This window comes from Aquimarina muelleri DSM 19832 (assembly GCF_000430665.1).
GTDB lineage: Bacteria > Bacteroidota > Bacteroidia > Flavobacteriales > Flavobacteriaceae > Aquimarina > Aquimarina muelleri.
Genome location: NZ_AUML01000004.1, coordinates 178165 through 193893 on the forward strand (window position 1 = coordinate 178165; position 15729 = coordinate 193893).

A 15729-nucleotide genomic window follows, 5' to 3' on the forward strand; every position below is an offset into this window, starting at 1 on the left:
TTGTACGTTCATCGATATTTTAACATAATTTAACACATATACGTAGGATTTATTCCTACATATATGTGTTTGTTTTAATGACCTATTTAAAATTTCGAATCTTTTTTATAAAAAACGGATGATTTCTTACAGTATCTTAATGCTTGCTTTTAGAGGAATTTATATTTAAACACTTGTTTAAAATGAAAATAATAATAAATTATATCCTATAAATAGTATGTTTTTATTTTGAATATGAGAGTGATACAAAAAATAAGATTGTCAGATAGTTAATTTTGTAAAATGATTATTTCTGAAGGAAACTTAAAAATTTCCATTAACACCTATTCTAATCTTCTTGATGATTTCTTCAAAATATAGAATAGCCCAAACAATTTTTTCGGTATCAGCGTATGGTATAAATTCTGCAATTACACCTTTCGTGTTTTCCAATGCCTTTATAGTTATTGTATGATGCTTGTCTAATGATTTTAAATGATCTGAATTTTCTTTTATACCAATATCTGATAACTTGACCCCAGCTTCATTTGTTAAGGCTAAATAAGGTAGAATGATAGTGATTTCGTTAATTCGTTCCGTATAAAGCTTTATTAGGTCTCCTTTTTTTAAATCCTCTAATTCATCTATTGTATGAAACTTATTAACTAAGTTTTTTTGATCAAAAAATATGTTTTTTTGACTTTGGGCAAAACTAGTACCTATTAAAAAAAGAGAGAAAAAAAATGTGCTAAGTAATTTTATCATTGGAGTAATTTTATTAGAGAAATTTAAATTTATTGCATTACAGTATAATTTTCAGAATCTTTTAATGTAAACTTAGGATTCGTTTCATTAAAAGGATCTGTAAATAAATCCTCTGCATTTCTAAAATTGTTTGTATACATGTTGTATTTAAGTATCTGATCTCCATTTATTTTAGATTTATGTTTTGTTATAATTGACATGCTGTGAACGTTAAAAACACTGTTTTCTAAGGAAAAATATTTTTGAAGATCTGAATACGATTGGTATGTTTTATCAAATTTAACAACGTTTGCAAATCCAGATATTTGAGAATCAACAATATTAAGATTAGCTAAGTTTTTAGAAGAAACAGCAGCGGTAGTGTACTTATAATTACTTTGATTAGATAAGTTTATTAATGTAGCATTTTTAATATGTATACTGGATAAAGATTCTGAAATAAGAAAGCCTTCTTTTTTATCATAACCATCTGCTTCGATAGCAAAAGAACCACTAACGTCACTAATATAAGGATGTCTGATAGCTAAAATATTGTCTAGTTGTCCTTTATACCCTAATGTAAAATCGTAATCATCATCTTTTGCTTTATATGAAATAAGATTATGCATATTTACATTTCCTCCAAAACACTCAAAAGAATCATCTGAAGAAAAGCTTATCATAATATTATTGATAATAGAGTTGCTTCCTAATGCATAAAGGGATAAACCATTTAATTCTTTAGATTGGTTAATTTTTTTTCCAGCAAACTCGATTCTGACATAAGTCATTATTGTTGTCATTTCATGCTCGTCTACGCCACCATATAATGAATATTGAGGCAGAAAATTTCCTTCTATGATTTTAGAAGCGGAAGGGGAGTTTATTTTTCCAGCTCCAGCAATTATAATACCACCCCAGTCTCCCGATTTTCTATTTTTTTTTGGTTTATTTGAAGTAAAAACAATAGGGAATCCTTTTGTCCCTTTTGCAAGTAGTTTAGCTCCTTTTGTAACAACTAAACTGGCTACGTTTTCTACATTACATCTTATAGTTGTCCCTTCTTGTATTGTTAAAGTGGCATTATTGATTACGTATACATTTCCAGATAATAAATAAGTCGTATCGTTTTTTAGGTATAGATCAGAGTCTATAATGTTAGGGAGTATTTTTTCTGGCTCAGGGTATTCTTGGTTATTGGGGTCAAAACTTGTCCAGCCTTTAGTCCAAGTCATTTGATTGTCATCAATCTTTGCTTGGGAAAAAGAAGTAAAGTAAAGAAAACAAGAAAAAACTAAGAGGATATTGTTTGAGTTCATAGCTGAGGGGAAATTTAATTTTGGGGTTAAAATTATGATTATATATATACTTATATTGTAGGTTATAGATTACTAAATTGTTAACCTGATTTTACTAAATTTATTGTGATCGATTAGACATAATTAAAAAGCACTATTTATATTCTAGAGTATAAATAGTGCTTTTTAATTATGTTTTTTTTTAAATATATTGTTAAGGGAGGAGTATTGTTTATACCATTTATCATTTGAATTTACCAGAATAAAATGTTCTTTTTATTCTTCAATTTCAGAATAAATATAAACCGTAGTCTTAGCTATGCTTGATACCAGATCAAGTCTAGCACAAGCTTTTCTTCTTCACTGAAACAAAAAATCTTAATTTTATTTTCCAGTAAACTCAAACAACAACTGGTATTAGTTATTTGTTTTGGTAGAATCTTTTTTCTTTTTTTTGCCAAAAAAGCCACCTAAAATATCTTTTGCTGTATTTTTTATAGTTTCTTCGGTATTTGTTTTAGTAGAATCTTTCTCTTTTTTACCACCTAGTAGGTCAGATAGTATTTCTGCTCCTTTATCTTTTATTTCACCCTTAACTTTATCTTTTTGTTTTTCAACTATTTGTTGTGTAAGCTGTTTTATTGCTTGACTTGGGTTTACATCTATTTTTGGATTTTTAAAATTTCCAGAGATACCTATGGGGATACCGACAGTCATTGCATTGGCTTCTTTTTGATCTAATTGAGATATCAAATTTGCTACCTCATTACCTAGATATTTAGCAGGAACATCGAGTTTGATATTATAATTCATGTTTTGGTCAAATCCATGTTGGCCTCCAGCAGTAATCTTTATTCCTTTTACATCAAATTCAAAAGGTTTTACATTTATTTTTCCATCATTAAAACTTAGATTTGTTTTAATTTCTTTTAGATTTAATTGATCTATATTTATAAAGTTAAGCTGGTTATCTAATTTAGATAAAAAAGGAGTTTTAGTAGTAGAAACTTGTGCGTTTAGGATTTCAGCAAGAGCTTCTCCTTTTAAAGAAGTTAAGACAGGGATAAGGTTCTCGTTTAAGTTACCATTTAATTTTACAGTAGTATTAAGGTTTCCTGTAAGTGCTTTAGCAATAGGGGCAAGGCCTTTTATTAAATCCAGATTGTTAAAAGACTTTACAATATCTATTTTACTTAAATCTAAAGCCATATCAAAAGTAGGAACTTTGTTTTTGGTAGAAACATTACCGTTAAGCGCTATGCCACCATCAAAAATATTAGAGCTTACATTTTCTAAAAATGCAGTTTCTTCTTTTATTTTTACAGTTCCTTTTGTGTTTTCCATCTCAAGGTTGTCGTAATATACTTTTTTAGAGTTAAAGTTTAACGTGGCATCTAGAAATGAAGGGATTCTCATTGTTTCATCTTCCGTAACTTTTTTAGTGTTCGAATTCGCTATCTCATCTTCGGATTCTTTTTCACCAACCATAAAATCATCTACAGCAAAAACATTAGAATTAACATCAAAGTTTCCTTTTAAATCTTGTTTAGCAAATAAAAACCCCATAAGGTTTTGTATGGTTCCTGTAGCGTTAAGATCTGATCTTCCTGTGGATGCTTGCATTTTATCTAATGTGATAGTTCCAGGATTAAAACTTACGTTAGCATTTTCTATTTTGATTTCATTTGGAGTATCAGGAGAAGCGTATGTAAATTGAGATAGACTAACAGTTCCTGAGCTTTTTATGTTTTGATATTGCTCTTTTTCTAAAGATAACATGTCAAAATTAGTTTGGATATCTGCTTTAACAATACCATTTAATTTTTCTTCAAGTTGAAGAGGGTATGCTTGATTTAAATGTGCTAAATTTAAAGTACCTTTCATCATCATATCGACGATCATATTTTTTGTAAGATTCTTTAAGCTACCTCTTACAGCAAAGGAATCTTGACCTATTTTAAAAGTTAAATCATCAATATTAACATAGGTGTCATCTATCAATCCACTATCATTCTTAATTTGTGTGTTGATATTTATATTTTTAACTCCTTTTGGTAAATCAGGGTATTGAAAAGAGGCATTTTTAGAAATAATTTTAATATCCATTTTAGGGATATAAGTATCATCAGATTTTCCTTTAATAATGCCATCAATTAAAAAATCTCCACTAGTTTGTATCCCGTCCAGGTTTTTAACATACGCTTCGGGAATTACTGCTAGAAAATTTTTGAAATCTGATGATGGAGTTTTGAAGCTTAGATCTACATCAGTATATTTTTTAAATAATTGAACATACCCTGAAAACTCAAGTGGTAATCTATTAATCAATGCTTTGTTTTCTTTAAAAGAGTATTTTTGATTTTTAAGATCTAATTCTATTTTAGCATCAAGGTTTAGTTTGTTTCTGTTTAGGTACTCCGTGTTCTGGAGGCTAAATGACGCTTCGGTATTAGTTTTTGTGTCTAAAATTATTTTTTCTCCAGATACGGATCCGTCTCCACTATGATTGAGTTGTGTCATCGATAATATAGTCTTACTTATATCATCTTTAAATAAAATTTTACTATTATTTATTTCGTAATGATCTAAATCAAAAGTGAAGGAACTATTTTTTTCTTCAAGTACAGGTTCAGGATTAGTGTCTTTTTTCTTAGCAATATCTATATTAGAATTCCCTAAAGAATCTGTTTTAATAGCAATATTAGCCTCGTCAATAATTATTTTTTTTACACTAATTGGTTCTGAAGCACTTTTAAATAATTCTTTTACAGACATATCCAAAGCAATTCTTTTTGAATATGCCAACGTATCTCCTTCAAAAGGAGCATGGTTAATTACAGAAAAATTATCAATCACTACGGAGGCTTGAGGAAAACTTCTAATAAGACTGATGTCTATATTAGCAAAATCTACTTTTGCATTTACATGTTCATTTATCAAATAACGCACTTTATCCTGTATGGTTCCTTTAAACAAAAAAGGGATAGAAACAATACCTATAATGAGTAATAATATAAAAATACCAAAAATTTTGAAGGCTTTTTTCATCTGTTTTAATATATGATTTTTTAATAGTCAGACTTGTATTTATAAAGATCTATGTAAAATTTAAGAGTAATAGTTTTTAGGAATATCAAATTTATAAATTATACTTACTTCATTATAAAATAACTTTGAGATAAAGTAACGATTTACAAAGATACGTGTTACATTTTTTAAGTTAACTATTTGTTAGATTTTAAATTTCTAGGGGTAATTCTTCTCCTTGTTTTAATTTAAATCGTTTTTGTAATACATGTACACATAGATACAGTAAAGGGGTATCTAAAGCAGCTACTAATACTTTGAATAAAAAACCATTTAATAATAATATTCCAAATCTATCCCATTTTAGTATGTTAAAAGAACATAGTAATAAAAGAACAGTTAAAGTGTCTATAAACTGAGAAGAGAAAGTAGAAAAATTATTTCGTAACCATAGATGTTTTCCTTTAGTAATTCGTTTCCAGAAATGAAAAACCTGAATATCAATATACTGGGCAAATAGATATGCCATCATCGAAGCTAATACTGCAATTGCAGTAGCGCCAAAAACCTGATTAAATAATTGATCATTTATAGGCGACCATATAGTTGCAGGGACTTTAGAAGAAGCATAAACGATAAGTAAAGCAAAGAATGAGGCAAAAATACCTGCAGTAACAATCTGGTTAGCTTTTCTTTTACCAAAAATTTCGCTTATAATATCTGTAATCAAAAAAGTAATAGGATATGGTAGGATACCAACAGAGATTTCAAAAGTATATATGCTGAAAAAATCCCAATAAAAAAATTTTTGGAATATGAGATTAGATACAACTAACGAAGATATAAAAAGAGCACCAAGGATTAGATATATTTTATAAGCAATACGCTTGTCTTTAAGAGATAGAGTAATTTCAGTCAAAATAATAGTTAATAATAGTTCACGCAAAAATAAGGCGAAGTGATTTTGTTTTGTTTAATTTGCTCTTAAAATTAAGAAGTTCTTATTAAAATATAAATTTCCAATCTTGAAAACACCGAACATTATACATATTTCATTAGGCAGTAATATGGGAGATCGTTTAGATTTTATTCAAAAAGCGGTTCATCAAATATATAAAACAATTGGAGATGTAGTTTCGATATCTAGTGTATATCAAACACCAGCATGGGGTTTTAATAGTCGCGATTTTTATAATATTTGTATTGCGGTACAAACCAATATATCAGGGATTGAGGTATTGGATATTTTGTTAGAAATTGAAAATGTATTAGGACGCAAAAGAACAGACAGCAATAATGGGTATGAAGCAAGGACTATTGATTTGGATATTATTTTTTCTTCGGAAGGTGTTATAACAACAAAAAAACTTATACTGCCTCATCCAGCTATGCAAGATAGAAAATTTGTATTAGAGCCATTGGCGGAAATTGCAGGAGATGTTGTGCATCCAAAACTGAAGGAGACAGTAAAAAAAATACTAGAAACCACCTCAGATAATTCAAAAATCATAAAACTTAATGATACGATAATATTTCCCAAAGATACTTATAGTTTATCTCGATTTCAGTATCTCACAATAGAAGGTAATATAGGTGCTGGTAAAACAAGTTTAGCAAAGTTAATAGCTAAAGAGTTTAATGCAAAACTTATTCTGGAACGCTTTGCAGATAATCCGTTTTTACCAAAGTTCTATGAGGATATGGAGCGTTATGCTTTTCCTTTAGAAATGTCTTTTCTGGCAGATCGCTATCAAAGATTACAAGAAGATATAGCGCAATTTGACTTGTTTAAAGATTTTGTAGTAAGTGACTATGATGTGTTTAAATCCTTGATTTTTGCTAAGGTTACTTTGCAATCCGACGAATTTATGCTGTACAAAAAAGTATTTGATCTTATGTACAAAAATTTAGCAAAACCAGGTTTATATGTCTATCTCTATCAAAATACAGAGCGTCTTTTACAAAACATCAAAAAAAGAGGTAGGGATTATGAACAAAAAATACCAGCAGAGTATCTGGATAAAATTAATAAAGGCTATTTGCAATTTATAAAATCTCAATCAGAGTTTAATGTAAAAGTTGTAGATGTATCAGAAATAGATTTTATTGAAAATAGATCTGATTTTGTGTCTATTATAGAAAAAATAGCACAGTGATTTAAAATAACTTACTTCATTAAGACACTGTTTCATTAAGTGTGTAACCTAAAAGTCTATTTTTTTAAAGTAGATGATTTTTTATAGTTGTAGATCCTCATTTTTTGTATGGTCTCTTATTTTTAAGAAATTAAACTAAATGTTGTTGATTGTAAAAAAAACAGAAGTTTATGAGTGGGTAAAAGGGATGTCTTTAAACACCTAAAGTCTACAACTCAAAAATTATATAGTGTTTGTGAAATAATATTTAAAGAAACTAGTTTTCTGATAGATATGTTTTTTTTGATGTGATTTTCATAGCTTTTTATATGCGAATTATGGGTGGTTATGAGCTGATAAAAGACTTTTTTTTCTTATTTTTAATACTATTAATTAAACACACAAATTCATGACACAATACTCTAACTCCAAAAAACAATTAATCACTATATTAAAGTTGTCTACTTTTTTGGTTTTTATAGGCAGGGCTTATCAGCATATTGTTTGGGACGCCCCTTATAGAGCTTTTTTATGGGATGAGGGTCTGTTAAAAGGTGTAGTAGAAAACATTTTCGGTGGCACTTGGAATGATTATGTAACCAGCCTTTCTGCTGCAAATACAATTTCATTTTCTATAAAAACAATAGGCGTCTTTTATCTCCTATGCGCTATTGCTACTTTACTAATAAAACCAAATATGAAAAAACTAGGTAAACTCTTTTTGGTAGGAGGGAGTATCGGTCTTTTTATTTTAGCATTTTTATACAGCAAAGAAAAATTCTTTCATGTAGGGCAATTTTTTGAATATACTATTCAGTTTTTAAGCCCGGTACTACTTTATTTAATTTTGTTTACTACTGTAGACTTCAAAAAAATACGTTTAATAGCGTTAATTGCAATTGCATTGACTTTTAGTTGTCATGGTTTGTATGCAATAGGGTATTATCCAAGACCAGGTAACTTTATTGATATGACATTAAATTCTTTGCCAATAAATGAACCAAGTGCACATTTACTTTTAAAAATAGCTGGGATTCTAGACTTTATAATCGCTATTGCTATTTTTGTTCCTAGAATCTCTTATGCAGCTCTGGTGTATGCTTTTGTTTGGGGAGGTCTTACTGCTATAGCACGTTTAACAGGGCATTTTTATATGGATTTCTTAGGAAATACTTTTAATCAATGGACATGGGAGATGTTTATAAGATTGCCACATGCTTTGATTCCTTTGTTTGTAATGGTAGCAGATCGGCCTAATTCAAATCTAATAAATAGATTAATTTTTAGAAAACAGCTACAAAATATTCCGTATGCTACCGATTCTCCAGAACAAGCTTAGTTAAGTATATTTTAAAGAGTTGAAGCGTTAAATACATAAGATTAAAAATCAAATTTAGTTCTTATGCATTTGACGTTTTTTTGTGAAATATTTTTAAAATGGCACAAAGTCTTTTTTATCCAAAAGCAATGTTTTTTTGAGTTTATTTTCAATACTTCAGATCGAAATAGGCTAGGTGAATTCCCTGTTATTAGAAAGTTAACTAGATGCTAGCTTAGGATGATAGTATAAATGGTTAATAATGGTATTGATAATATGAACAGGATGGTAAAACTCTTAATTAATCTTGATCATAAATTTTGAAAATAATGCTTTGACTGATAATTAATCATAAAAACTAAATCTTAGTTAAAAAAAAAGCTTTTTTAGGGCTCTTTTTTAATCCACATTGTGGAGTTTAATTCTCGAGGCTTGCCTCGAAAACAAAATATATTTGCGGAAGCATACCTCGTGAGCTTGCTCCGAGGTTATTGATTAGTTATTTTTTAATAATTTTCTCTGTATAGACCTTGTTGTCAATATATATTTTAAATATATACAAGCCTTCTTTAAACTCAGACAAATCTTGTATTATAGACTTTTGATTTTCTTGATATGTTTGAGAATTTATTAACTTCCCAGTAAAATCATATAGATTTATTTTTATCAATGAAGCATTCTCAGTCTTTATAATAAGGCTGGTAATATCTTTTGTTATAGTAGGAAACAGAGAGTATAATGCATTTGAACTACAATTACCTGTTTTTGACCAAGCATCCTGCCAATATAAACCTGTGCCCGGAGCATAAGCCCAAGCTGCTGTAGAAGAGCACCATCCTGGGATATTACACATGTATTTTCCTCCTGCATTTTGTACTTCTTCACCTTGATTATAAGAAGTTCCTGTTACATATTTTGATATTCCTGTGCAGTTTCCTCCTCCAATATCAGGAAGTGTGATTGCAATTGATGTATTACTAAAACTAGATTGGTTGTCGTTGGCATCCTTAGCTTTTATTCTAAAAGAATACGAGGTATTTGCTGTTAATCCAGTTGCTTGATATGAAGTGCCAGTCGTGGTAGCAATAACTGTATTTCTTTCGTAGACATCATATTCTGTTACAGCTACATTATCTGTAGAAGCATTCCAGCTAAGATCTAAAGTAGTATTTGTAATATTAGCAGTAGATAAGTTTGTTGGTGCTGTAGGTGCTTGATTATCTCGGGTATCAGAAATAATTTTTATAGTATCGATAGCAATATCACTACTCCATCCTGTTCCTGTAGTAGCTTTAAATTGTAATTGAATTACAGAACCAGTATAAGAAGTAAGTGAAACGCTAGCCTGATTCCAGATATTTCCTTGACTACCATTCTGAGACCAGATAGAAGTGTAGCTCACTCCATTATCAGTACTTATTAACACTTGTAAAGACCCCATTGCAGTACCTAGCATATGATATCCAAAATCCAGAGATACATTAGAAATATTACTAAGATCGATACACGGACTATTTAGTAATGCAATTTTATTAGGACTTCCTGGGGGAGTCACATTAGTAGAGGCTTCTGTGTATAAATAGAAAGATCCCTCTTGTCCTGTAGAAGGTCCTGTGCCACTAGATGGAGTTCCTCCAGAGCCTCTTGTCCACTCTATGTCATCTCCAGAAGTATTGATCCATGCTCCAAGGTTAGATTCAAAACTTTCGGAGTAAGGAAAACTGTTGATTCCAGTACACGCAGGAGTAGAGGTTGTAATCACATTAACGATATTACTGTTTTCTGATAAGTTTCCTGCTGCATCTTTTGCTTTTACAGTAAAACTATATGTGGTATTTGCACTAAGTCCAGTTACATTAAAATTAGTAGTAGAAGAGGTTCCTATAGTAGTTGTTCCTTCAAATATCTTATATTCTGATACTCTCACATTATCAGTAGAAGCAACCCAAGATAAATTTGTAGATGTAGCCCCAGTATTTGAAGCGATTAGATTGGTTGGTTTACTTGGTGCTTGAGTGTCGGGAACACCTATAATACCATTTATGACTAAGGAAAAGTCCTGAGCTCCGTTCGTTAAAGCCCCTTTGTGAGTTACTGTTACGGTATAGGTTCCTGCAGCAAGAACGGCATCTATTTTTTCTACATTATCCCTGTAGTTATCTCCTTTTTGAGCGGCGTCAGTATAGTTATTAAAGTTGCCATTAGGAACCATTACCCAAGGCGAGTAAGTATTATTGTTTCCTGTAACTCTCATGTCTAAATCATTAACCAATATAGGGTTGTTACCAGTGTTGGTTGGGCCTGCAGGGTCATTCCATGCTATTGTTATAGCTAGCGGAGTTACACCATCAGAAGTAAAGGTTTTAGTGTAAGTGCCTCCATTGTTAAGGACTAATTCTTCTATAGCAGATGTGTTTCCGTTATTAGTGATTACTTGTGCGGCTCTTTCGGCATTAACTAGACCCCATCCACTTCTAAAATCTGGTCCATCATTTGCTCCTACTTCGTCTGCGGTGTCTATAATCAATGCTTTTGCTGTAGCGGCTCTCATGTATGTTCCATTAATATTTTTATAATGTTGTTGTAGAAGGGCAATAGTACCTGTTGTTGCGGGAGTCGACATTGAGGTACCTGTTTTAGTACTATAGCTTGTGTCGCTAATAGCATCTGAAGAATATACTCCGACACCATTATTAGTAATATCTGGTTTGATTCTCCAGTCATTAGATGGTCCATAAGAACTTGAAGAAGCCATTGTCACCGAGGATGGTCCTGTGTAGTTAAGAACATCGTTTGAATTGGCTACAACAAAAAGGTTTTTGGCTAGCTGATTTCCGTATACTGAATTATATGGGCCACCATTATTTCCAGCTGATTTGCAGTGTAAGTAGAAAGGTGCATTGTAGGTTACCTCATCCATATCTCGGGCATTTGCGTCATATACACCGTTTGAACCTATTGGGGAGTTTGAATTATTAGCTAAAATGCCTCCAGCTGCAGCAAATGAGGCCGCTTCTGCAACCATTCCCGATGCGGTATAGCCTTTTATAGTAGCCTCAGAGGCCATTCCTCTGGCTGCCGGATCAACACCTTTACCAATTAGGGTGCCTCCAGTATGTGTTCCATGGTTTGTAGGTAAAGCTCCATCTCCAGAAGAAACACGTCCTTTAAGTTCTTGATGTGTGGTACTGGCTCTTCCGCTTTCCCATACTCCTATTTGAATCCCTGCTCCTGTTAAGTTTAATCCAGATGATCCTCCTGTCCATATTTTATCTGTGCGCCCAGAAGTAGCCGCGTCAACATTGTCGTCGTAAGCATAAACAGGGTCTCCGTTTTCATTAAAAGAATAAAAAACACCTAGATGCCCGTCTGCAGTAGTTTTTGTTAATGAGATTTTTTGATTAAAAGCTATCGCTTTGTAGATTTTATCTTGGCTATTAGATTTGTTAATAATCTTTTGTAGAGCCTGTAAGTTAGTTTGATTTTTTATATTCTCTCTGTCATAATTGTTTTGAGCGTTTACGAATATCGAAAATAACAAAACAGGAATAAAAAGGAATATACTTTTCCTTGATTTCATAAGTTAGATTTTAAAAAATTAAGATTTTGTGTGTAGAAAAATCAATTTAAGTCTTTTAAAAACATCCTTTGCCTGCTTGTTGTTCAGGTGTATAAAAAATGAATTTAGCGCTGTAATTTCTGGTTTTTTGAGTTTTCATAGTTTTAAATTGGTTGCTAATTAAAACAATAGTGTCTATAAACTATGACGAACAAAATGTATTTACCCCCTAGTTGCTCTTGTGTTTTGTAGTAATGGTTTATTTGTTAGCTGGTATGATATCTTTAAGAAAGTGAATAAGATAAATTCTTGTATTTGTTTTTTTAAAGTTTGCTAAATAGATCCCAAGTTACAATACCAACGCTTACAGAGATGTTTAAAGAATGTTTGCTGCCATATTGAGGGATTTCAATAACTGTATCGCTTTCTGAAACTACCTGTTGCTGTACACCTTTTACTTCATTACCAAAAATGATTGCATATTTTTGATTAGACTCTGGTATAAAATCATGTAACATGGTTGTGTTTTCTGCTTGCTCTACAGAGAGGATTTTTACATGTTGAGATTTAAGATCAAGTATTAATTCTAAAGTATCTTTCTTATGTTCCCAGTTTACTGTATCAGTAGCACCCAGTGCAGTTTTTTGAATATCTTTATGAGGTGGAGTCGCAGTAATACCGCACAAGTATATTTTTTCAATTAAAAAAGCATCTGCGGTTCTAAACACAGATCCAATATTATTTAAACTTCTAATATTATCTAAAATAATAATTAATGGCGTTTTTTTGGATGCTTTAAACTCGTCTACAGTTTTGCGATCGAGTTCGCTGTTTTTTAGTTTTCTGTTGTTCTTCATTACTGCAAAAATATCATTTATTCCTTAGATCATTCTTTGATTTTGTGATTGAAACGGGATTGTGAATAAAAATGAATAACTACTAAGTATGATATTTTAAAAAAGATAGTAGAATAACTACTTTAGCGGGATTCATAAAACTATACTTCATTGGCAGCAAAAGACGGTAAAAAGGTAACTCCATTAATGAAACAATACAATGCTATTAAAGCAAAGTATCCTGATGCATTATTATTGTTTAGAGTAGGAGATTTTTATGAAACTTTTGGAAAAGATGCGATTAAGGCATCAGCTATTTTAAATATAGTTTTAACCAAAAGAGGAAGTGGAAGCGAGAATGAAACTGCTTTAGCAGGATTTCCACACCATTCTTTAAATACTTATTTACCAAAATTAGTTAAAGCAGGAGAGCGTGTCGCTATTTGTGACCAATTAGAAGATCCAAAGCAAACCAAAACTATAGTAAAAAGAGGAGTGACAGAATTGGTTACCCCTGGAGTAGCTCTTAATGATGAGGTTTTACAGAGTAAAACCAATAATTTTTTGTGTGCATTACATTATGGAAAAAAAGAAGTAGGAATTGCTTTTTTAGATGTTTCTACAGGAGAGTTTTTAACAGCGCAAGGAGATGCTGCACATATGGATAAGCTGTTACAAAATTTTAATCCTAGCGAAGTACTTATTTCTAAGCCCAAAAAGAAACATTTTCAGGAGGACTTTGGTCACGATTTTCACACATTTTTTTTAGAAGACTGGGTTTTTAAAACAGATTATGCAGACGAAACTGTAAATAAACATTTTGGCACAAAAACACTAAAAGGTTTTGGAATAGATCATTTGCAAGAAGGTATTATTGCAGCAGGAGTAATCTTGCATTATCTTAATGAAACACAGCATCATAAATTACAACACATAAGCACAATCCAGCGTATTGCCGAAGATCAATATATTTGGATGGATCGTTTTACGATCCGAAATCTTGAATTATACCATGCTAATGCAGCTAATGCAGTAACTCTTTTAGATATTATAGATAAAACGATTTCTCCAATGGGAGGTCGTACTTTAAAAAGGTGGTTAGCGTTACCTCTTAAAAATATTTCTACTATTACAAAACGACATGAAGTTGTACAGTTTTTTTTAGATAACGTCACATTACATCAAAAAATCCAACATCAAATTAAACAAATAGGCGATGTAGAACGATTAATTTCTAAAGTAGCTACGGCAAAAGTGAGCCCAAGAGAGGTTGTTCAGCTTAAAAATTCTTTAGAAGCTATTATTCCTATAAAAGCGCAAGCATCTAATAGTGATAATGATGCTTTAAAAGTAATAGGAGATACGCTTAACGATTGTGAGTTACTTCGTAATAAAATTAAACAAACTTTAAACGAAGAAGCTCCGGTAAATATAGCAAAAGGAAATACTATTGCTGCCGGGTATCTGGAGGAATTAGATGAGTTGCGATCTATTGCTTTTTCAGGAAAGGATTATCTGGATAAAATGCTGGAAAGAGAAACAAAAAATACAGGGATTACTTCTCTAAAAATAGCATCCAACAATGTATTCGGGTATTATATAGAGGTTCGCAATACACATAAAGACAAGGTTCCGGATACTTGGATCCGTAAACAAACTTTGGTAAGTGCAGAGCGTTATATTACCGAAGAGCTTAAAGAGTATGAAAGTAAAATTCTTGGAGCAGAAGAAAAAATTCTGGCTCTGGAGCAACAACTATTTGCAGATTTAGTAATTTGGATGCATGAGTATATAAAACCAGTACAGCTTAATGCCACTTTGATCGGACAATTAGATTGTTTATGCTCTTTTGCGCAATTAGCTACAGAAAACCAATATGTACGACCTTTAATAGATGAATCTTATGATCTTGAGATAAAGAATGGTCGCCATCCTGTAATAGAAAAACAACTTCCTCCAGGAGAACAATATATTGCTAATGATGTAAGATTAGATAGAGATACACAACAAATAATTATGATTACCGGTCCAAATATGAGTGGTAAATCGGCAATATTAAGGCAAACGGCTTTAATTGTATTATTAGCACAAATGGGGTGTTTTGTTCCGGCAGAAGAAGCAAGAATAGGGATAGTTGATAAAATATTTACCAGAGTAGGGGCTAGTGATAACATTTCTATGGGCGAATCTACCTTTATGGTAGAAATGAATGAAACAGCCAGTATTCTTAATAATATATCCGATCGTAGTTTAGTGTTGTTGGATGAAATAGGTAGAGGAACGAGTACATATGATGGTATATCTATTGCATGGGCAATTAGTGAATTTTTACACGAATATCCTGCAAGACCAAAAACACTATTCGCAACACACTATCACGAATTAAATGAAATGTGTGAAACCTTTGGTCGGATTAAAAATTATAATGTATCTATTAAAGAGTTGAAAGATACGGTACTTTTCTTACGTAAACTAGTTCCTGGTGGCAGTGAGCATAGTTTTGGGATTCATGTAGCAAAAATGGCAGGAATGCCTCAGCAAGTATTGCACAGGGCAAATAAGATGCTTAAAAAGCTAGAAAAATCTCATAGTAGCGAAGAGCTTACCGATAAAATTAAGGAAGTGCAGGAGGAAGAGGAACTACAATTAAGTTTTTTTAATTTAAACGACCCCTTGTTAGAAGAAATTAAAGAAGAAATACTGGGAATTGACATAGATACGCTTACTCCGGTAGAAGCATTGATGAAACTTAATGAGATTAAACGTATGTTAACCAGGAAGAAAGCCTCACAGGTGTAATTTTTTTTATTCTTTTTTTGAAAAATACTTTGGT

General features: G+C 31.4%; 9 protein-coding genes. 3 read left to right on the forward strand and 6 right to left on the reverse strand.

Features of this window, described 5'->3' with window-relative positions; translation table 11 throughout:
• Positions 1-303: 303 nt before the first annotated feature.
• The 4 genes from H527_RS21375 to H527_RS0104070 form a co-directional block, all read right to left on the reverse strand.
• Positions 304-744, reverse strand: a complete 441-nt coding sequence (locus tag H527_RS21375) for a hypothetical protein (protein ID WP_051316623.1) — start codon at positions 742-744, stop codon at positions 304-306.
• Positions 745-773: 29 nt separating this feature from the next.
• Entirely contained in the window at positions 774-1958 is a 1185-nt protein-coding gene (locus H527_RS21380; protein WP_051316624.1) for a hypothetical protein, read from the reverse strand.
• A gap of 480 nt (positions 1959-2438) precedes the next feature.
• Positions 2439-5069, reverse strand: a complete 2631-nt coding sequence (locus H527_RS0104065; protein WP_027411522.1) for an AsmA family protein — start codon at positions 5067-5069, stop codon at positions 2439-2441.
• 190 nt (positions 5070-5259) lie between these two features.
• A complete protein-coding gene (locus H527_RS0104070; protein ID WP_323054112.1) occupies positions 5260-5994 on the reverse strand; it encodes a queuosine precursor transporter in 735 nt (244 codons plus the stop codon).
• 79 nt (positions 5995-6073) lie between these two features.
• Here H527_RS0104070 and folK point away from each other — a divergent pair, with 79 nt between their 5' ends.
• Positions 6074-7204, forward strand: coding sequence for a 2-amino-4-hydroxy-6-hydroxymethyldihydropteridine diphosphokinase (folK, locus tag H527_RS0104075; RefSeq protein ID WP_027411524.1), 1131 nt, complete (start codon positions 6074-6076; stop codon positions 7202-7204).
• 388 nt (positions 7205-7592) lie between these two features.
• Positions 7593-8522, forward strand: coding sequence for a hypothetical protein (locus H527_RS0104080; protein ID WP_027411525.1), 930 nt, complete (start codon positions 7593-7595; stop codon positions 8520-8522).
• Between the two features lie 478 nt (positions 8523-9000).
• Here H527_RS0104080 and H527_RS0104085 read toward each other — a convergent pair whose 3' ends face one another.
• Both H527_RS0104085 and H527_RS0104090 read right to left on the reverse strand, forming a co-directional pair.
• On the reverse strand, positions 9001-12081 hold the full coding sequence (locus tag H527_RS0104085) for a S8 family serine peptidase (RefSeq protein WP_027411526.1): 3081 nt from the start codon (positions 12079-12081) through the stop codon (positions 9001-9003).
• 302 nt (positions 12082-12383) lie between these two features.
• Positions 12384-12917: an RNA methyltransferase gene (locus tag H527_RS0104090; RefSeq protein WP_027411527.1), complete on the reverse strand. Its 534-nt coding sequence runs from the start codon at positions 12915-12917 to the stop codon at positions 12384-12386.
• Between the two features lie 186 nt (positions 12918-13103).
• On the opposite strand from H527_RS0104090, the gene mutS reads away from it, so the two are divergent.
• The gene (gene mutS, locus H527_RS0104095; RefSeq protein ID WP_035087372.1) at positions 13104-15695 is read left to right on the forward strand and encodes a DNA mismatch repair protein MutS; all 2592 of its coding nucleotides are present in this window, start codon (positions 13104-13106) and stop codon (positions 15693-15695) included.
• The last annotated feature ends 34 nt before the right edge of the window (positions 15696-15729 follow it).